The organism is Promicromonospora sp. NPDC110617, from assembly GCF_055598465.1.
The window spans coordinates 965,006-982,605 of record NZ_JBVKBM010000001.1; the positions used below are offsets into that span (position 1 = coordinate 965,006).

Genomic DNA, 17,600 nt, shown 5'->3' on the forward strand with positions numbered 1-17,600 from the left:
CGAGGATTTTCGAGAACTTCAGGAAGTAGGACATCTTGCTCGACGTCAACGTCTTCGACGAGCTGCGTATCGGCCTCGCCACGGCCGAGGACATCCGTGCCTGGTCGCACGGTGAGGTCAAGAAGCCAGAGACCATCAACTACCGCACCCTCAAGCCGGAGAAGGACGGGCTCTTCTGCGAGAAGATCTTCGGTCCGACCCGCGACTGGGAGTGCTACTGCGGCAAGTACAAGCGCGTGCGCTTCAAGGGCATCATCTGCGAGCGCTGTGGTGTGGAGGTCACGCGTTCCAAGGTGCGTCGTGAGCGCATGGGCCACATCGAGCTCGCCGCCCCCGTCACGCACATCTGGTTCTTCAAGGGTGTGCCGTCCCGCCTGGGCTACCTGCTGGACCTGGCACCGAAGGACCTGGAGAAGGTCATCTACTTCGCGGCCTACATGATCACGTCGGTCGACGACGAGGCCCGCCAGGAGGACCTGCCCAACCTGCAGAACGAGATCGATCTCGAGAAGAAGGAGATCTCCGACCGCCGGGACAACGACATCAACACCCGCGCCCAGAAGCTCGAGGCCGACCTGGCCGAGCTCGAGGCCGAGGGTGCCAAGGCCGACGCGCGCCGCAAGGTGCGCGACTCCGCCGAGCGCGAGATGGCTCAGCTGCGCAAGCGTGCGGACCAGGAGCTGGACCGCCTCGAGCAGGTCTGGGACCGGTTCAAGAACCTCAAGGTCGCCGACCTCGAGGGCGACGAGATGCTGTACCGCCAGCTCCAGGACCGCTACGGCACCTACTTCGAGGGTGCGATGGGCGCGAACGCGATCCAGCAGCGCCTGCAGAACTTCGACCTGGACGCCGAGGCCGAGTCGCTGCGCGAGACCATTCGCTCGGGCAAGGGCCAGCGCAAGACCCGTGCGCTCAAGCGCCTCAAGGTCGTGAACGCGTTCCTGACGACCACCAACTCGCCCACGGCGATGGTGCTCGACGCCGTCCCGGTCATCCCGCCGGACCTGCGCCCGATGGTGCAGCTCGACGGTGGCCGATTCGCGACGTCGGACCTGAACGACCTGTACCGCCGCGTCATCAACCGGAACAACCGCCTCAAGCGGCTCCTGGACCTGGGCGCGCCGGAGATCATCGTCAACAACGAGAAGCGGATGCTCCAGGAGGCCGTGGACTCGCTGTTCGACAACGGCCGTCGTGGTCGCCCGGTGACGGGCCCCGGCAACCGTCCGCTGAAGTCGATCTCCGACATGCTCAAGGGCAAGCAGGGCCGGTTCCGCCAGAACCTGCTCGGCAAGCGCGTCGACTACTCGGGCCGTTCGGTCATCGTGGTCGGCCCGCAGCTCAAGCTGCACCAGTGCGGTCTGCCCAAGCAGATGGCGCTCGAGCTGTTCAAGCCGTTCGTCATGAAGCGGCTCGTGGAGCTGAACCACGCGCAGAACATCAAGAGCGCCAAGCGCATGGTCGAGCGCACCCGCCCCGTGGTCTGGGACGTGCTCGAAGAGGTCATCACGGAGCACCCGGTGCTCCTGAACCGTGCGCCGACGCTGCACCGCCTGGGCATCCAGGCGTTCGAGCCGCAGCTCGTCGAGGGCAAGGCCATCCACCTGCACCCGCTCGTCTGCGGCGCGTTCAACGCCGACTTCGACGGTGACCAGATGGCCGTGCACCTGCCCCTGAGCGCCGAGGCGCAGGCCGAGGCCCGCATCCTCATGCTCTCGAGCAACAACATCCTGAAGCCGTCGGACGGCCGTCCGGTGACCATGCCCTCGCAGGACATGATCATCGGTCTGCACCACCTCACGAGCGACCGTCCGGGCGCCGTGGGCGAGGGTCGTGCGTTCGGCTCGGTCGCCGAGGCCATCATGGCCTTCGACCGGGGCGAGCTGGACATCAACGCGCAGATCAAGCTGCGGATGTCCGACCTGGTGCCGCCGCTGAAGGACTTCGAGGCGCCCGAGGGCTGGGAGCCGGGTCAGCAGCTGCTGTTCGACACCACCCTCGGCCGCTACCTGTTCAACGAGACGCTGCCCGTCGACTACCCGTACGAGAACGGTGTCGCCGACAAGAAGCGCCTCTCGACGATCGTCAACGACCTCGCCGAGCGCTACCCGAAGGTGGAGGTGGCCGCGGCGCTGGACGCGCTGAAGGACGCCGGCTACCGGTGGGCCACGCGTTCCGGCGTCACGATCGCCATCTCGGACGTCGCGGCCCCGACCGTCAAGGGCGAGATCCTCGACGAGCACGAGGCCCGTGCCCTCAAGGTCCAGCAGCAGTTCGACAAGGGTCTGATCACCGACGACGAGCGCCGTCAGGAGCTCATCGAGATCTGGACCCAGGCGACCGACAAGGTCGCGTCGGCCATGCGGGTGAACCTCGAGAGCAACGCGCGGAACACCGTGATGCGCATGGTGGGTTCGGGCGCCCGTGGTAACTGGATGCAGGTCCGTCAGATCGCCGGTATGCGCGGCCTCGTGGCGAACCCGAAGGGCGAGATCATCCCTCGTCCGATCAAGTCCAACTACCGCGAGGGCCTGTCCGTCCTCGAGTACTTCATCGCGACGCACGGTGCCCGTAAGGGTCTGGCCGACACGGCCCTCCGTACGGCGGACTCGGGTTACCTGACCCGTCGTCTGGTGGACGTCTCGCAGGACGTCATCATCCGCGAGGAGGACTGCGGCACCGAGCGTGGCCTCACGCTGCCTGTCGCGGAGAAGCTCGCGGACGGCTCCCTCGTCCCGGACGACCGCGTCGAGACCAGCATCTACTCGCGTACCTTCGCGACCGACGTGGTGGACGCCGACGGCAACGTCATCGCGACCGCCGGGTCGGACGCCGGCGACGTCATCATCGACAAGGTCATCGCCGCGGGCATCGAGAACGTCAAGGTCCGTTCGGTCCTGACGTGCGAGTCCCGCGTCGGTACCTGCGCCAAGTGCTACGGCCGCTCCCTGGCCACGGGTCTGCTCGTGGACATCGGCGAGGCCGTCGGCATCATCGCGGCGCAGTCGATCGGTGAGCCGGGCACGCAGCTGACGATGCGTACCTTCCACACCGGTGGTGTGGCTGCCGCCGAGGACATCACGCAGGGTCTGCCGCGTGTCACCGAGCTCTTCGAGGCCCGCACCCCCAAGGGTGAGGCGCCCATCGCGGAGTACACGGGTCGCGTGACGATCGAGGACACCGAGCGGACGCGTCACCTCGTGCTGACGCCGGACGACGGTGGCGAGGAGATCAAGTACCCGGTCACCAAGCGTGCCCGTCTGAAGATCGCGGACGGCGACCACGTGACGGTCGGTACCCAGCTCGTCCAGGGTGCCGTCGACCCGAAGAAGGTGCTGCGCATCCTCGGCCCGCGTGCCACGCAGACGCACCTGGTGGACCAGGTCCAGGAGACCTACCGCAGCCAGGGCGTGGACATCCACGACAAGCACATCGAGGTCATCGTGCGGCAGATGCTGCGTCGCGTGACCGTGCTCGACTCGGGTGACTCGCAGCTGCTGCCGGGTGAGCTCGCGGAGCGCATGCGCTTCGAGGACGCGAACCGCAAGGCCGTGTCGGAGGGTGGCCAGCCGGCCGCCGGCCGTCCGGAGCTGATGGGTATCACGAAGGCCTCGCTCGCCACCGACTCGTGGCTCTCGGCGGCCTCCTTCCAGGAGACCACCCGGGTGCTCACCGAGGCGTCGATGAGCGGTCGCCGTGACCCGCTGCTGGGCCTCAAGGAGAACGTCATCATCGGTAAGCTCATCCCGGCCGGTACGGGTCTGCCCCGCTACCGCAACGTCGAGGTCGAGCCCACCGAGCAGGCCAAGGCCGAGCTCTACCCGAGCTTCGGCTACGACGAGATCGACTTCCCGACCCTCGGTATGGGTTCGGGCGAGGCGATCCCGCTGGAGGACCTGGACCTCGGCGACTTCCGCTGACCTGATCCTCTGACCGTGAGGGCCGTGTGCGGGGTTCGCCCCCGCACACGGCCCTCGCGGTTTCTCGGGCGCATCTCACACCCGATTCGTTTTGACCCCCCGTAGACACGCGGGTAACCTAGGAATCCGTGCCTGCGCCGTCGGGCCGCACCTCTTGAAGGCCGCCGCAAGGTGGCTTCGGAAGCGGCCGATGTGAGTGCGTGGGCGCCCCGGCAAGAACCCCCTGAGGCACGTCGTGCCTTGATGGGTGGAGCCGGGCCATCGAGCCGGTGGTAAGTGGCGTAGCAGTCCCCGTGCGGGGCTGTGGGTGCCGCATGCGATCGGCACGCACAAGCCAGAACCATTGACGGGGACGCCGGCAGGGCGTCGCCGAAGCTCAAGAAGACGACGGAGACGTAGTGCCTACGATCCAGCAGCTCGTCCGCAAGGGGCGGACCTCGAAGGCCGGGAAGTCGAAGACTCCGGCCCTCAAGGGCTCCCCCCAGCGGCGCGGCGTGTGCACCCGTGTGTACACCACCACCCCCAAGAAGCCGAACTCGGCCCTGCGCAAGGTCGCCCGTGTGAAGCTCTCCTCGCAGGTCGAGGTCACCGCGTACATCCCCGGTGTCGGCCACAACCTGCAGGAGCACTCCATCGTGCTCGTGCGCGGCGGCCGTGTGAAGGACCTTCCCGGTGTCCGCTACAAGATCGTCCGCGGTGCGCTCGACACGCAGGGCGTGAAGGGTCGCAAGCAGGCTCGGTCTCGTTACGGCGCCAAGAAGGAGAAGAGCTGATGCCCCGCAAGGGTCCGGCCCCGAAGCGGCCGCTCATCGTCGACCCGGTCTACGGGTCCCCGGTTGTCACGCAGCTGATCAACAAGGTCCTGCTCGACGGCAAGAAGTCGACCGCCGAGGCGATCGTCTACGGCGCCCTCGAGGGCGTCCGCGCCAAGACCGACGGCGACCCTGTCGTGGTGCTGAAGCGCGCGCTCGACAACGTCCGCCCGGCTCTCGAGGTGCGCTCCCGCCGTGTCGGTGGCGCCACCTACCAGGTGCCGGTCGACGTGCGTCCGACGCGCGCCACCACGCTCGCCCTCCGCTGGCTCACCGACTTCTCCCGCGCTCGTCGCGAGAAGACGATGACCGAGCGTCTCATGAACGAGATCCTCGACGCGTCGAACGGTCTCGGTGCCGCGGTCAAGCGCCGCGAGGACATGCACAAGATGGCCGACTCCAACAAGGCCTTCGCGCACTACCGCTGGTAGTAGCTTCCGAGCGGCCCCGGGTGACCCCCGGGGCCGTCGGTGGATGCATAACCGCCGGCCCCCAAGCCCACCTTTAGACCAAGGGGTAAGACACCGTGGCACTCGACGTGCTGACCGACCTGAACAAGGTCCGCAACATCGGCATCATGGCCCACATCGATGCCGGAAAGACCACGACGACCGAGCGCATCCTGTTCTACACGGGTGTGAACTACAAGATCGGTGAGACGCACGACGGTGCGTCGACGATGGACTGGATGGAGCAGGAGCAGGAGCGCGGCATCACGATCACGTCCGCCGCGACGACCTGCTACTGGAAGAACAACCAGATCAACATCATCGACACGCCGGGCCACGTCGACTTCACGGTCGAGGTGGAGCGGTCGCTCCGCGTGCTCGACGGCGCGGTTGCCGTTTTCGACGGCAAGGAGGGTGTCGAGCCCCAGTCCGAGACGGTGTGGCGGCAGGCGGACAAGTACGACGTCCCGCGCATCTGCTTCGTCAACAAGATGGACAAGCTCGGTGCGGACTTCTACTTCACCGTCGACACGATCATCAACCGCCTCAAGGCGAAGCCGCTCGTCATCCAGCTCCCCATCGGTGCTGAGAACGACTTCGAGGGCGTCGTCGACCTGGTCGAGATGAAGGCGCTCACCTGGCGCGGCGACACCAAGATGGGCGAGGAGTACGAGGTCGAGGAGATCCCGGCCGACCTCCAGGAGAAGGCTGAGCAGTACCGTGCCCAGCTCGTGGAGGCCGTCGCCGAGACCGACGAGGAGCTGCTCGAGAAGTACCTCGGTGGCGAGGAGCTGACGATCGCCGAGATCAAGGGCGGCATCCGCAAGCTCGTCATCAACTCGGAGGCCTTCCCGGTTCTCTGCGGCTCGGCGTTCAAGAACAAGGGCGTGCAGCCCATGCTCGACGCCGTCATCGACTACCTGCCGTCGCCGCTCGACGTGCCGGCCGTCCAGGGCCACGACGTCAAGGACGCCGAGAAGATCATCGAGCGTCGTCCCGACGAGTCGGAGCCGTTCTCGGCTCTCGCCTTCAAGGTCGCCACGCACCCGTTCTTCGGCAAGCTGACCTACGTCCGCGTCTACTCGGGCAAGGTCGCGCAGGGCGCCCAGGTGCAGAACTCGACCAAGGGCAAGAAGGAGCGCATCGGGAAGCTCTTCCAGATGCACTCCAACAAGGAGAACCCGGTCGAGGAAGCCCACGCAGGCCACATCTACGCGTTCATCGGGCTCAAGGACGTCACCACCGGTGACACCCTGTCGGACCCGCAGGACCAGGTCATCCTCGAGTCGATGAGCTTCCCGGAGCCCGTCATCGACGTGGCCATCGAGCCGAAGACGAAGGCCGACCAGGAGAAGCTGTCGACCGCGATCCAGAAGCTCGCGCAGGAGGACCCGACCTTCCGCGTGAAGCTGGACGACGAGACCGGCCAGACCGTCATCGGCGGTATGGGCGAGCTCCACCTCGACATCCTCGTCGACCGCATGCGTCGCGAGTTCAAGGTCGAGGCGAACGTCGGCAAGCCGCAGGTCGCGTACCGCGAGACGATCCGCCGCACGGCGGAGAAGATCGACTACACGCACAAGAAGCAGACGGGTGGCTCCGGCCAGTTCGCCAAGGTCCAGGTGACCTTCGCACCGCTGGAGACGGCTGAGGGCGAGCTCTACGAGTTCGAGAACGCCGTCACCGGTGGCCGCATCCCGCGCGAGTACATCCCGTCGGTCGACGCCGGTATCCAGTCGGCCATGCAGCAGGGTGTCCTGGCGGGCTTCCCCGTCGTCGGCGTGAAGGCGACGCTGATCGACGGTGCGTACCACGACGTCGACTCCTCGGAGATGGCGTTCAAGATTGCCGGTTCGATGGTCTTCAAGGAAGGCGTCAAGCGCGCCGACCCTGTCCTGCTCGAGCCGGTCATGGCCGTCGAGGTGCGTACGCCCGAGGAGTACATGGGCGACGTGATCGGCGACATCAACTCTCGACGTGGCATGATCCAGTCCATGGAGGACGCGACCGGTGTGAAGGTCGTTCGCGCCCAGGTGCCGCTCAGCGAGATGTTCGGTTACATCGGTGACCTCCGGTCGAAGACCCAGGGTCGCGCGGTGTACTCGATGCAGTTCGACAGCTACGCCGAGGTTCCCAAGGCAGTTGCCGAAGAGATCATCAAGAAGACCCGGGGCGAGTGAGTCCCCACAGGTCGACCCGTACAACCAACCTGTAGGAAAAACCGCACGCCCCGCAGTTGTAGGCTTCTTGGCCGAGCATCTGCAACGTTCGGAACATCTACCCAAGTCCCAGGAGGACCCCAGTGGCTAAGGCCAAGTTCGAGCGGACCAAGCCGCACGTCAACATCGGCACGATCGGTCACGTCGACCACGGTAAGACGACGCTGACCGCCGCGATCTCGAAGACGCTTGCGGACAAGTACCCGGAGCTCCCGGCGAACACGCAGCGCAACTTCGACGAGATCGACGCCGCGCCGGAGGAGAAGCAGCGCGGTATCACGATCAACATCGCGCACATCGAGTACGAGACGCCGAAGCGCCACTACGCGCACGTCGACGCCCCGGGTCACGCCGACTACATCAAGAACATGATCACCGGTGCCGCCCAGATGGACGGCGCGATCCTGGTGGTCGCCGCGACCGACGGCCCGATGGCCCAGACGCGTGAGCACGTGCTGCTCGCCCGTCAGGTCGGCGTGCCCTACCTGCTCGTCGCGCTCAACAAGTCCGACATGGTCGACGACGAGGAGATCCTCGAGCTCGTCGAGATGGAGGTCCGCGAGCTGCTGTCGTCGCAGGAGTTCGACGGCGACAACGCGCCGGTCGTTCGCGTCTCGGGCCTCAAGGCTCTCGAGGGCGACCCGGAGTGGGTCGAGAAGATCGTCGAGCTGATGGACGCCGTCGACGAGAACGTTCCGGAGCCGGAGCGCGACCTCGACAAGCCGTTCCTCATGCCGATCGAGGACGTCTTCACGATCACCGGTCGTGGCACCGTCGTCACCGGCAAGGTCGAGCGTGGAACCCTGGACATCAACTCCGATGTCGAGATCGTGGGTATCCGCGTTCCGCAGAAGACCACCGTCACGGGCATCGAGACGTTCCACAAGCAGATGGACCAGGCGCAGGCCGGCGACAACACCGGTCTCCTCCTGCGTGGCATCAAGCGCGAGGACGTCGAGCGTGGCCAGGTCGTCGTGAAGCCGGGTTCCATCACCCCGCACACGAACTTCGAGGCGCAGGTCTACATCCTGGGCAAGGACGAGGGTGGCCGTCACAACCCGTTCTACTCGAACTACCGCCCGCAGTTCTACTTCCGCACCACGGACGTCACCGGCGTCATCACGCTGCCCGAGGGCACCGAGATGGTCATGCCCGGCGACAACACCGAGATGACGGTCGAGCTGATCCAGCCGATCGCCATGGAGGAGGGCCTGGGCTTCGCCATCCGCGAGGGTGGCCGCACGGTCGGATCGGGCCGCGTCACCAAGATCCTCAAGTGATCCTGGAGCACGGACTCATCTGACGGAAGTCAGCTGAACGATGGGGCCCGGGCGCTTCGGCGTCCGGGCCTCGTTGCTTGAGTAGTGGGCATCACACCGCCTTGCGTTTGGCTCATGCCAAGTCGTATGGCAAGATTGCATAGTTGCCTGTCACAGGCGCGCTCTTTCAAGTGTCGAACAGTGTGCAGAACCGCAGTCCAGGCCCCGGATCGATCGGGGCCGCCAGAGGCTGGAGCGGTCATCCTCCCGGGGTAATCCGGCTGAGGGGTCGCGGGGTTTATCGCCTGCTATTCGATGCGTATGGGGCGCCCCGCGGAGCACACGTCCTCCGGATCTCCGGAGGCACTGTTCCGAGCAGGCTCGGCAAACGTCGTGGTCGGTCCGGCTTCAGAGCTGGGTCAGATCACTTCCCAACGGCCCCGGCACCAGCAATGGTGTTCTGCGCCCGGCTGTGCCGCATTAAGCGACACGCCCGAGTGCGTGGGTCGGACAGTAGCGGTTCGAGAGAGAGAGTCAGACGACGCCATGGCGGGACAGAAGATCCGCATCCGGCTCAAGTCCTACGACCACGAGGTGATCGACAGTTCGGCGCGCAAGATCGTCGACACGGTCACTCGCGCTGGTGCGACGGTCGTGGGTCCGGTGCCGCTGCCGACGGAGAAGAACGTCTTCGTTGTGATCCGGTCGCCTCACAAGTACAAGGACAGCCGCGAGCACTTCGAGATGCGTACGCACAAGCGGCTCATCGACATCATCGATCCCACGCCCAAGGCCGTCGACTCGCTCATGCGACTCGACCTGCCGGCGGACGTGAACATCGAGATCAAGCTCTGAGGCTGGAGGACATCATGACCAACCAGCAGAAGAACGTGACCGCGTTGCTCGGCACGAAGCTTGGTATGACCCAGCTCTGGGACGAGGCAGGCCGCCTCGTGCCCGTGACCGTGGTCTCCGTGGGCACCAACGTGGTGACCCAGATCCGCACGGTGGACACCGACGGCTACGCGGCGGTTCAGCTCGCGGCCGGCCAGGTCGACCCCCGCAAGGTCACCAAGCCGCTCAAGGGCCACTTCGAGAAGGCCGGCGTGACGCCGCGTCGTCACGTGGCCGAGATCCGCACCGAGAACGCCGGCGAGTTCACGCTCGGCCAGGAGATCACCGCCGACGCCTTCGAGGCCGGCGCCCTGGTCGACGTCGTCGGTACCACCAAGGGCAAGGGCACCGCCGGTGTGATGAAGCGTCACGGCTTCTCCGGCGTCGGCGCTTCGCACGGTGCGCACCGCAACCACCGCAAGCCGGGCTCGATCGGTGGCGCTTCGACGCCGTCGCGAGTCTTCAAGGGCCTGCGGATGGCCGGTCGGATGGGTAACGCCCGTCAGACCACCCAGAACCTGACCGTTCACGCGGTCGACGCAGAGAAGGGTCTGCTGCTCGTCAAGGGCGCGGTTCCCGGCCCCAAGGGTGGCGTCGTCCTCGTGCGTAACGCCGCGAAGGGAGCGTGAACCCGATGACCGCTCTGACTGTCGACGTCCTGGACGCCCAGGGCAAGAAGTCCGGCACCGCCGACCTCCCCGCTGAGGTGTTCGACGTCGCCGTGAACGTGCCGCTGATCCACCAGGTGGTCGTTGCGCAGCGCGCAGCCGCCCGCCAGGGCACCGCCTCCACGAAGACTCGTGGCGAGGTGCGCGGTGGTGGCCGCAAGCCGTACAAGCAGAAGGGCACCGGTCGCGCCCGCCAGGGTTCGACGCGCGCCCCGCAGTTCGCCGGTGGTGGCACCGTCCACGGCCCGCAGCCGCGCAAGTACGACCAGCGCACCCCGAAGAAGATGAAGGCCGCCGCCCTGCGCGGTGCGCTCTCCGACCGCGCTCGTGCCGGTCGCGTGCACGTCGTCGCCGGCTTCGGCATCGAGGGCGTCCCGTCCACCAAGACGGCGCTCGCCACGATCAAGAAGTTCACGGAGCGCGAGAACGTGCTCGTCGTGACGCAGCGCGACGACGAGGCGACGATCAAGTCGCTCCGTAACGTGCCCGAGGTGCACCTCCTGGTCGCCGACCAGCTGAACACCTACGACGTGCTCGTCTCCGACGACGTCATCTTCACCGAGGGCGCGCTCGCCGCGTTCCTCGAGGGCCCGGCCAAGGGCGGGAAGGCTGTCGCGACGGAGTCCGAGGCCGAGACCACCGAGGAGGACGCCAAGTGAGCGTCACCGTGAAGGACCCGCGCGACATCCTGCTCGCGCCGGTCGTCTCCGAGAAGAGCTACAACCTTCTCGACGAGGGCAAGTACACCTTCATCGTTGACCCGAGCGCCAACAAGACCGAGATCAAGATCGCGATCGAGAAGGTCTTCAGCGTCAAGGTCGCCTCGGTGAACACGATCAACCGCAAGGGCAAGACGCGTCGCACGCGTTTCGGCCTCGGCAAGCGCAAGGACACGAAGCGTGCGATCGTCACCCTCCGCGAGGGCACGATCGACATCTTCGGCGGTCCGGTCGGCTGAGCTGACGAGAGACGATTGAGGACAGGTTTCCATGGGAATCCGTAAGTACAAGCCGACGACGCCCGGCCGTCGTGGCTCCAGCGTCGCCGACTTCGTCGAGGTCACGCGCTCGCAGCCCGAGAAGTCGCTGATCCGCCCGCTGAGCAAGACCGGTGGTCGTAACAACACCGGTCGCATCACGACGCGGCACAAGGGTGGCGGCCACAAGCGCGCCTACCGCGTCATCGACTTCCGTCGCCACGACAAGGACGGCGTGCCCGCGAAGGTCGCTCACATCGAGTACGACCCCAACCGCACGGCTCGCATCGCGCTCCTGCACTACGCGGACGGCGAGAAGCGCTACATCATCGCGCCGAACAAGCTGTCGCAGGGCGACCGCATCGAGGCCGGTGCAGGCGCCGACATCAAGCCCGGCAACAACCTGCCGCTGCGCAACATCCCGACCGGTACGGTCATCCACGCCATCGAGCTCCGGCCCGGCGGCGGTGCGAAGATCGCGCGTTCGGCTGGTGCGTCGGTGCAGCTCGTCGCGAAGGACGGCCCGTACGCGCAGCTGCGCATGCCGTCCGGCGAGATCCGCAACGTCGACCTGCGCTGCCGCGCGACGGTCGGCGAGGTCGGCAACGCCGAGCAGTCGAACATCAACTGGGGCAAGGCCGGCCGCATGCGCTGGAAGGGCAAGCGCCCGACCGTCCGTGGTGTCGCCATGAACCCGGTCGACCACCCCCACGGTGGTGGTGAGGGTAAGACGTCCGGTGGTCGTCACCCCGTCAGCCCCTGGGGCCAGGCGGAGGGTCGTACCCGCCGTCCGAACAAGTCGAGCGACCGGATGATCGTCCGTCGCCGTCGTACCGGCAAGAAGCGCTGATAGGAGCCTGAAACATGCCTCGTAGCCTGAAGAAGGGCCCCTTCGTCGACGGCCACCTCCAGAAGAAGGTGGACGTCCAGAACGAGAAGGGGACCAAGAACGTCATCAAGACCTGGTCCCGTCGGTCGGTCGTCACGCCCGACTTTCTCGGTCACACCTTTGCCGTGCACGACGGTCGCAAGCACGTCCCGGTCTTCGTGACCGAGGCGATGGTCGGCCACAAGCTCGGCGAGTTCGCTCCCACGCGGACCTTCCGCGGCCACGTGAAGGACGACAGGAAGGGTCGTCGCCGCTGAGGCGTGGGGATCTCCCCACCCACAGCAGTGATGACCTGGACTGTCTGAGAAAAGGAAGCAGGACAGCAATGGAAGCCAAGGCGCAGGCGCGGTTCGTCCGTGTCACGCCCCAGAAGGCCCGGCGCGTCGTGGACCTCATCCGTGGCAAGCAGGCCTCTGAGGCCGTCGCGGTGCTGAAGTTCGCACCGCAGGCCGCCAGCGAGCCGATCCGCAAGGTTGTGGAGAGCGCGATCGCCAACGCTCGGGTGAAGGCCGACCGCGCCAGCGAGCGCTTCGACGAGAACGACCTGGTCGTCTCCGTCGCGTTCGTCGACGAGGGGCCGACGCTCAAGCGGTTCCGCCCGCGGGCTCAGGGACGTGCAACGCGCATTCTCAAGCGCACCAGCCACATCACCGTGGTGCTCGCCGACAAGGAAGGGGCCCGATAGTGGGACAGAAGGTTCACCCGCACGGGTACCGCCTCGGTATCACCACCGACCACCGGTCGCGTTGGTTCGCCGACAGCACCAAGCCTGGTCAGCGGTACCGCGACTACGTCCGCGAGGACGTGCAGATCCGCAAGCTCATGGGCACCGGCCTCGAGCGTGCCGGCATCTCCAAGGTCGAGATCGAGCGCACCCGCGACCGTGTCCGCGTGGACATCCACACGGCGCGTCCGGGCATCGTCATCGGCCGTCGGGGTGCTGAGGCAGACCGCATCCGCGGTGAGCTCGAGAAGCTCACGGGCAAGCAGGTCCAGCTCAACATCCTCGAGGTCAAGAACGCGGAGATCGACGCGCAGCTCGTTGCTCAGGGCATTGCCGAGCAGCTCGCCAGCCGTGTCTCGTTCCGTCGCGCGATGCGCAAGGGCATGCAGTCCGCCCAGCGCGCCGGCGCGAAGGGCATCCGCGTGCAGGTCGCCGGCCGCCTCGGCGGCGCCGAGATGAGCCGTTCGGAGTTCTACCGCGAGGGCCGCGTGCCCCTGCACACGCTCCGCGCGTACATCGACTACGGCTTCTACGAGGCCCGCACCACCTTCGGCCGCATCGGCGTGAAGGTGTGGATCTACAAGGGCGAGACCACCGAGAAGGAGTTCGCCGCTCAGCAGGCTGCAGCCGCACCCCGTCAGGGTCGTGGCCGGGGCGACCGCCCTGAGCGTGGCGAGCGCGGCGGAGACCGTCGTGGCGGTCGTCGCAACGAGCGTCCGGCCGAGCGCAGCGCCGAGTCCGCCCCCGCGGCGGAGGCAGCTGCAGCTCCGGCCGCAGAGACCGGAACGGAGGCCTGACCATGCTGATCCCGCGCAGGGTCAAGCACCGCAAGCAGCACCACCCGTCGCGCTCCGGCGCGGCCAAGGGTGGCACCCAGATCGCGTTCGGCGACTTCGGCATCCAGGCTCTGGAGCCGGCGTACGTCACCAACCGCCAGATCGAGGCGGCGCGTATCGCAATGACTCGCCACATCAAGCGTGGCGGCAAGGTGTGGATCAACATCTACCCTGACCGTCCGCTGACGAAGAAGCCTGCCGAGACCCGCATGGGTTCCGGTAAGGGTTCGCCGGAGTGGTGGGTCGCCAACGTCAAGCCGGGCCGCATCGTTTTCGAGCTGGCCGGCGTGGACGAGTCCCTTGCACGTGAGGCCATGCGCCGCGCGATGCACAAGCTCCCGATGAAGTGCCGTTTCGTGGTGCGCGAGGGTGGTGTCTGATGGCTATCGGTACCCAGGGGCTCGCCCCGATCGATCTGGACGGCATGGACGACGAGACTCTCGTCGGCAAGCTGAAGGAAGCCAAGGAGGAGCTGTTCAACCTCCGCTTCCAGTCGGCGACCGGCCAGCTCGAGAGCCACGGTCGTCTCAAGGCCGTGCGTCGCGACATCGCCCGGATCTACACGATCCTGCGTGAGCGCGAGCTCGGCATCCGTACGGCTCCGAGCGTGAGTGAGTGAGGCAATGAGCGACAACACGACTGCTGCTGAGGCCCCCGAGGCCCAGCGCGCGACGCGTAAGGTGCGCCGCGGCTACGTGGTGAGCGACAAGATGGACAAGACCATCGTGATCGAGGTCGAGGACCGGGTGAAGCACCCGCTCTACGCCAAGGTCATCCGTCGCACCACGAAGGTCAAGGCGCACGACGAGCAGAACAGCGCCGGCATCGGCGACCTCGTTCTGATCATGGAGACCCGCCCGCTGTCCGCCACCAAGCGGTTCCGGCTCGTGGAGATCCTCGAGAAGGCCAAGTAAGACTTCTCTTCCCGCTGGGGGCGGTGCGTGACACACGTACGCGTGGCGCCCCCAGCACAGCAACTATCCGTTCGGCCAGGCTCGCCGGAACCAGTCCGCGCGAGAACCAGTTCGACGACAGGAGTTCACTCAAATGATCCAGCAGGAGTCGCGACTTCGGGTCGCCGACAACACGGGTGCCAAGGAGATTCTCTGCATCCGCGTTCTCGGTGGCTCCGGCCGTCGCTACGCCGGAATCGGCGACACCATCGTCGCCACCGTCAAGGACGCGATCCCGGGCGGCAACGTGAAGAAGGGCGACGTCATCAAGGCTGTCGTCGTCCGGACCGCCAAGGAGCGCCGTCGTCCCGACGGTTCCTACATCAAGTTCGACGAGAACGCCGCCGTCATCCTGAAGAACGACGGCGAGCCTCGCGGCACCCGCATCTTCGGCCCCGTGGGTCGTGAGCTGCGTGACAAGCGGTTCATGAAGATCATCTCGCTGGCTCCGGAGGTGCTCTGACCATGGCGAAGATCAAGAAGGGCGACCAGGTCATCGTGATCTCGGGTCGCGACAAGGGCAAGACCGGCCGCGTGCTCGAGGTCCTCAAGGACTCCGACCGCCTCGTGGTCGAGGGTGTTCAGCGCGTCACGAAGCACACCAAGGTGGGTCAGTCGCAGCGCGGCACCCGTACCGGTGGCATCGAGACGGTCGAGGCGCCGATCCACGTGAGCAACGTGATGATCGTCGACCCGGAGACCAAGAAGGGCACCCGCGTCGGGTACCGCCTCGAGCAGGTGGAGCGTGACGGTCGTACCAAGACCGTCCGGATCCGCGTCGCGAAGCGCTCCGGGAAGGACATCTGATGACCGAGACGACCATCGAGGCCCCGGCCCAGCCGCGCCTCAAGCAGAAGTACCGCGAGGAGATCCTCTCGGCGCTGATCGAGGAGTTCGGCCACAAGAACCTGCACCAGGCCGGCGGTCTCACGAAGATCGTCGTGAACATGGGTGTCGGCGACGCGGCCAAGGACTCGAAGCTCATCGAGGGCGCGATCCGCGACCTCTCGGCGATCACCGGTCAGAAGCCGCAGGTCACCAAGGCTCGTAAGTCCATCGCTCAGTTCAAGCTGCGCGAGGGCATGCCGATCGGTGCGCACGTCACGCTCCGCGGCGACCGCATGTGGGAGTTCCTCGACCGCCTGCTGTCCACCGCTCTGCCGCGTATCCGCGACTTCCGCGGTCTGTCGCCCAAGCAGTTCGACGGGCACGGCAACTACACCTTCGGTCTCACGGAGCAGTCGATGTTCCACGAGATCGACCAGGACAAGATCGACCGGGTCCGCGGTATGGACATCACGGTCGTGACGACGGCGACGACCGACGACGAGGGCCGCTCCCTGCTGCGCCGTCTCGGCTTCCCCTTCAAGGAGAACTGACATGGCGAAGAAGGCCCTGATCAACAAGGCGGCCGGCAAGCCGAAGTTCGCGGTTCGCGCCTACACCCGGTGCCAGAAGTGCGGTCGCCCGCACTCCGTCTACCGCAAGTTCGGCCTGTGCCGCATCTGCGTGCGGGAGATGGCCCACCGTGGCGAGCTTCCCGGCGTCACCAAGAGCAGCTGGTAACACAACTACGCCGTAGGTCCGTCCGGCCACACGAGGCCGCTCGGATACCCCGGCGAGGAAGGGCAAGAGCCCGATGACTATGACCGACCCGATCGCAGACATGCTGACCCGTCTGCGTAACGCGAACTCGGCGCACCACGACACGGTCACCATGCCGTCGTCGAAGCTGAAGACGCACATCGCTGAGATCCTGCAGGCCGAGGGCTACATCGCCGGCTGGTCCGTGGAGGACGCCCAGGTGGGCAAGTCCCTCACGCTCGAGCTGAAGTACGGCCAGAACCGGGAGCGCGCCCTGGCGGGCGTGCGCCGCATCTCGAAGCCCGGCCTGCGCGTCTACCGCAAGTCCACCGAACTGCCCAAGGTCCTCGGCGGCCTGGGCGTGGCGATCCTGTCCACGTCCTCCGGCCTGCTGACCGACCGCCAGGCACAGGCCAAGGGCGTCGGCGGCGAAGTCCTCGCCTACGTCTGGTAATCCGGAAAGGAGAAAACGCCAATGTCTCGAATCGGCAAGCTTCCCGTTCCGGTCCCGGCCGGCGTGGACATCACTGTCAGCGGCGCGCTCGTGACCGTGAAGGGCCCCAAGGGTTCTCTCGAGCACAATGTGCCCGCACCCATCAATGTCGCCCAGGAGGACGCCCAGATCGTGGTGTCCCGTCCGGACGACGAGCGCAACTCCCGTGCGCTGCACGGCCTCACTCGCACCCTGATCGCCAACATGATCGTCGGCGTCACCCAGGGCTACGAGAAGAAGCTCGAGATCGTCGGTACCGGTTACCGCGTCGTGGCGAAGGGCTCGAGCCTCGAGTTCGCGCTCGGCTTCAGCCACCCCGTTGTCATCGAGCCCCCCGCGGGTGTCACGTTCGCTGTCGAGAGCCCCACCAAGTTCTCGGTCTCGGGCATCGACAAGCAGCAGGTCGGCGAGGTCGCAGCGAACATTCGCAAGATCCGCAAGCCTGAGCCCTACAAGGGCAAGGGCGTGCGCTACGCCGGCGAGAACGTCCGCCGCAAGGTCGGAAAGGCTGGTAAGTGACGATGGCTATCAAGATCCTGGGCAAGGGCAAGTCCGTCGCTCGCCAGCGTCGTCACCTGCGCCTGCGCAAGAAGATCACCGGCACCGCCGTTCGTCCCCGTCTGGTCGTCACCCGCTCCGCGCGCCACATGGTCGCGCAGATCGTCGACGACAGCGTGGGCAAGACCGTCGCCTCGGCGTCGACCCTCGAGGCCGACCTGCGTGCGTTCGACGGCGACAAGACGGCCAAGGCCCGCAAGGTCGGCGAGCTCGTCGCCGAGCGTGCCAAGGCTGTCGGCGTCGACACCGTCGTGTTCGACCGCGGCGGCAACAAGTACCACGGTCGCGTCGCTGCTGTGGCTGACGGCGCCCGCGAGGGCGGTCTGGCCCTGTGATGACCAACGCACGGAAGAAGAGGACTCTCTG

23 protein-coding genes are annotated in these 17,600 nt (G+C 66.5%); all 23 read left to right on the forward strand.

Annotated features, from left to right (window positions below; translation table 11 throughout):
• Positions 1–35: 35 nt before the first annotated feature.
• The 23 genes from ACZ7LE_RS04065 to rplR all read left to right on the forward strand — a co-directional run bounded on the left by ACZ7LE_RS04065 (position 36) and on the right by rplR (position 17,569).
• Entirely contained in the window at positions 36–3,920 is a 3,885-nt protein-coding gene (locus tag ACZ7LE_RS04065) for a DNA-directed RNA polymerase subunit beta' (protein ID WP_036964587.1), read from the forward strand.
• 398 nt (positions 3,921–4,318) lie between these two features.
• Complete coding sequence (gene rpsL / locus ACZ7LE_RS04070; protein ID WP_020016109.1) at positions 4,319–4,693, forward strand: 30S ribosomal protein S12; 375 nt, start codon at positions 4,319–4,321, stop codon at positions 4,691–4,693.
• Positions 4,693–5,163 (forward strand): 30S ribosomal protein S7, encoded by a 471-nt coding sequence (gene rpsG / locus ACZ7LE_RS04075; protein ID WP_020016110.1) that lies wholly within the window; start codon positions 4,693–4,695, stop codon positions 5,161–5,163. The genes rpsL and rpsG overlap by 1 nt, the downstream gene beginning before the upstream one ends.
• Positions 5,164–5,258: 95 nt before the next feature.
• Complete coding sequence (gene fusA / locus ACZ7LE_RS04080; RefSeq protein WP_397391580.1) at positions 5,259–7,361, forward strand: elongation factor G; 2,103 nt, start codon at positions 5,259–5,261, stop codon at positions 7,359–7,361.
• Positions 7,362–7,483: 122 nt separating this feature from the next.
• Positions 7,484–8,680, forward strand: a complete 1,197-nt coding sequence (gene tuf, locus ACZ7LE_RS04085) for an elongation factor Tu (protein WP_020016112.1) — start codon at positions 7,484–7,486, stop codon at positions 8,678–8,680.
• Between the two features lie 525 nt (positions 8,681–9,205).
• Positions 9,206–9,514, forward strand: coding sequence for a 30S ribosomal protein S10 (gene rpsJ / locus ACZ7LE_RS04090; RefSeq protein ID WP_019146773.1), 309 nt, complete (start codon positions 9,206–9,208; stop codon positions 9,512–9,514).
• A 14-nt stretch (positions 9,515–9,528) separates the two neighbouring features.
• Positions 9,529–10,182, forward strand: coding sequence for a 50S ribosomal protein L3 (gene rplC / locus ACZ7LE_RS04095; RefSeq protein ID WP_470402075.1), 654 nt, complete (start codon positions 9,529–9,531; stop codon positions 10,180–10,182).
• Positions 10,183–10,187: 5 nt separating this feature from the next.
• Positions 10,188–10,880, forward strand: a complete 693-nt coding sequence (gene rplD, locus ACZ7LE_RS04100) for a 50S ribosomal protein L4 (RefSeq protein ID WP_285100988.1) — start codon at positions 10,188–10,190, stop codon at positions 10,878–10,880.
• A complete protein-coding gene (gene rplW, locus ACZ7LE_RS04105; protein WP_020016115.1) occupies positions 10,877–11,179 on the forward strand; it encodes a 50S ribosomal protein L23 in 303 nt (100 codons plus the stop codon). Before rplD ends, rplW begins: the two co-directional genes overlap by 4 nt.
• 31 nt (positions 11,180–11,210) lie before the next feature.
• The gene (rplB, locus tag ACZ7LE_RS04110) at positions 11,211–12,047 is read left to right on the forward strand and encodes a 50S ribosomal protein L2 (protein WP_020016116.1); all 837 of its coding nucleotides are present in this window, start codon (positions 11,211–11,213) and stop codon (positions 12,045–12,047) included.
• A 14-nt stretch (positions 12,048–12,061) separates the two neighbouring features.
• Positions 12,062–12,343 carry a 30S ribosomal protein S19 gene (rpsS, locus tag ACZ7LE_RS04115; RefSeq protein ID WP_020016117.1) on the forward strand — a complete coding sequence of 94 codons (282 nt, stop codon included), beginning with the start codon at positions 12,062–12,064 and terminating at the stop codon, positions 12,341–12,343.
• A gap of 68 nt (positions 12,344–12,411) precedes the next feature.
• Complete coding sequence (gene rplV / locus ACZ7LE_RS04120) at positions 12,412–12,771, forward strand: 50S ribosomal protein L22 (RefSeq protein ID WP_020016118.1); 360 nt, start codon at positions 12,412–12,414, stop codon at positions 12,769–12,771.
• Positions 12,771–13,607: a 30S ribosomal protein S3 gene (gene rpsC / locus ACZ7LE_RS04125; protein ID WP_470402076.1), complete on the forward strand. Its 837-nt coding sequence runs from the start codon at positions 12,771–12,773 to the stop codon at positions 13,605–13,607. The genes rplV and rpsC overlap by 1 nt, the downstream gene beginning before the upstream one ends.
• A 2-nt stretch (positions 13,608–13,609) precedes the next feature.
• Complete coding sequence (gene rplP, locus ACZ7LE_RS04130; protein ID WP_020016120.1) at positions 13,610–14,026, forward strand: 50S ribosomal protein L16; 417 nt, start codon at positions 13,610–13,612, stop codon at positions 14,024–14,026.
• A complete protein-coding gene (rpmC, locus tag ACZ7LE_RS04135; RefSeq protein WP_020016121.1) occupies positions 14,026–14,265 on the forward strand; it encodes a 50S ribosomal protein L29 in 240 nt (79 codons plus the stop codon). Before rplP ends, rpmC begins: the two co-directional genes overlap by 1 nt.
• Positions 14,266–14,269: 4 nt before the next feature.
• Positions 14,270–14,560 (forward strand): 30S ribosomal protein S17, encoded by a 291-nt coding sequence (rpsQ, locus tag ACZ7LE_RS04140; protein ID WP_020016122.1) that lies wholly within the window; start codon positions 14,270–14,272, stop codon positions 14,558–14,560.
• A 133-nt stretch (positions 14,561–14,693) separates the two neighbouring features.
• Positions 14,694–15,062, forward strand: coding sequence for a 50S ribosomal protein L14 (gene rplN / locus ACZ7LE_RS04145; RefSeq protein ID WP_020016123.1), 369 nt, complete (start codon positions 14,694–14,696; stop codon positions 15,060–15,062).
• A gap of 2 nt (positions 15,063–15,064) precedes the next feature.
• Complete coding sequence (rplX, locus tag ACZ7LE_RS04150; RefSeq protein WP_020016124.1) at positions 15,065–15,406, forward strand: 50S ribosomal protein L24; 342 nt, start codon at positions 15,065–15,067, stop codon at positions 15,404–15,406.
• Entirely contained in the window at positions 15,406–15,978 is a 573-nt protein-coding gene (rplE, locus tag ACZ7LE_RS04155; RefSeq protein ID WP_020016125.1) for a 50S ribosomal protein L5, read from the forward strand. The genes rplX and rplE overlap by 1 nt, the downstream gene beginning before the upstream one ends.
• A 1-nt stretch (position 15,979) precedes the next feature.
• On the forward strand, positions 15,980–16,165 hold the full coding sequence (locus tag ACZ7LE_RS04160; protein ID WP_020016126.1) for a type Z 30S ribosomal protein S14: 186 nt from the start codon (positions 15,980–15,982) through the stop codon (positions 16,163–16,165).
• 73 nt (positions 16,166–16,238) lie between these two features.
• Positions 16,239–16,637: a 30S ribosomal protein S8 gene (gene rpsH, locus ACZ7LE_RS04165; protein ID WP_026365832.1), complete on the forward strand. Its 399-nt coding sequence runs from the start codon at positions 16,239–16,241 to the stop codon at positions 16,635–16,637.
• 21 nt (positions 16,638–16,658) lie between these two features.
• Complete coding sequence (gene rplF, locus ACZ7LE_RS04170; RefSeq protein ID WP_397391591.1) at positions 16,659–17,195, forward strand: 50S ribosomal protein L6; 537 nt, start codon at positions 16,659–16,661, stop codon at positions 17,193–17,195.
• A 2-nt stretch (positions 17,196–17,197) separates the two neighbouring features.
• Positions 17,198–17,569 carry a 50S ribosomal protein L18 gene (gene rplR / locus ACZ7LE_RS04175; RefSeq protein ID WP_026365834.1) on the forward strand — a complete coding sequence of 124 codons (372 nt, stop codon included), beginning with the start codon at positions 17,198–17,200 and terminating at the stop codon, positions 17,567–17,569.
• Positions 17,570–17,600 lie beyond the last annotated feature (31 nt).

Bases quoted from the DNA above. Each gene is read 5' to 3' on its own strand.
- rplR (WP_026365834.1), top strand. From the start codon at position 17,198: ATGGCTATCAAGATCCTGGGCAAGGGCAAGTCCGTCGCTCGCCAGCGT.
- rplV (WP_020016118.1), top strand. From the start codon at position 12,412: ATGGAAGCCAAGGCGCAGGCGCGGTTCGTCCGTGTCACGCCCCAGAAG.
- rpsG (WP_020016110.1), top strand. From the start codon at position 4,693: ATGCCCCGCAAGGGTCCGGCCCCGAAGCGGCCGCTCATCGTCGACCCG.
- rplB (WP_020016116.1), top strand. From the start codon at position 11,211: ATGGGAATCCGTAAGTACAAGCCGACGACGCCCGGCCGTCGTGGCTCC.
- ACZ7LE_RS04160 (WP_020016126.1), top strand. From the start codon at position 15,980: ATGGCGAAGAAGGCCCTGATCAACAAGGCGGCCGGCAAGCCGAAGTTC.
- rpsJ (WP_019146773.1), top strand. From the start codon at position 9,206: ATGGCGGGACAGAAGATCCGCATCCGGCTCAAGTCCTACGACCACGAG.
- rpsQ (WP_020016122.1), top strand. From the start codon at position 14,270: ATGAGCGACAACACGACTGCTGCTGAGGCCCCCGAGGCCCAGCGCGCG.
- rplD (WP_285100988.1), top strand. From the start codon at position 10,188: ATGACCGCTCTGACTGTCGACGTCCTGGACGCCCAGGGCAAGAAGTCC.
- rplP (WP_020016120.1), top strand. From the start codon at position 13,610: ATGCTGATCCCGCGCAGGGTCAAGCACCGCAAGCAGCACCACCCGTCG.
- rpsS (WP_020016117.1), top strand. From the start codon at position 12,062: ATGCCTCGTAGCCTGAAGAAGGGCCCCTTCGTCGACGGCCACCTCCAG.
- rplF (WP_397391591.1), top strand. From the start codon at position 16,659: ATGTCTCGAATCGGCAAGCTTCCCGTTCCGGTCCCGGCCGGCGTGGAC.
- rplX (WP_020016124.1), top strand. From the start codon at position 15,065: ATGGCGAAGATCAAGAAGGGCGACCAGGTCATCGTGATCTCGGGTCGC.
- rpmC (WP_020016121.1), top strand. From the start codon at position 14,026: ATGGCTATCGGTACCCAGGGGCTCGCCCCGATCGATCTGGACGGCATG.
- rplN (WP_020016123.1), top strand. From the start codon at position 14,694: ATGATCCAGCAGGAGTCGCGACTTCGGGTCGCCGACAACACGGGTGCC.
- rplC (WP_470402075.1), top strand. From the start codon at position 9,529: ATGACCAACCAGCAGAAGAACGTGACCGCGTTGCTCGGCACGAAGCTT.
- rplE (WP_020016125.1), top strand. From the start codon at position 15,406: ATGACCGAGACGACCATCGAGGCCCCGGCCCAGCCGCGCCTCAAGCAG.
- rpsH (WP_026365832.1), top strand. From the start codon at position 16,239: ATGACTATGACCGACCCGATCGCAGACATGCTGACCCGTCTGCGTAAC.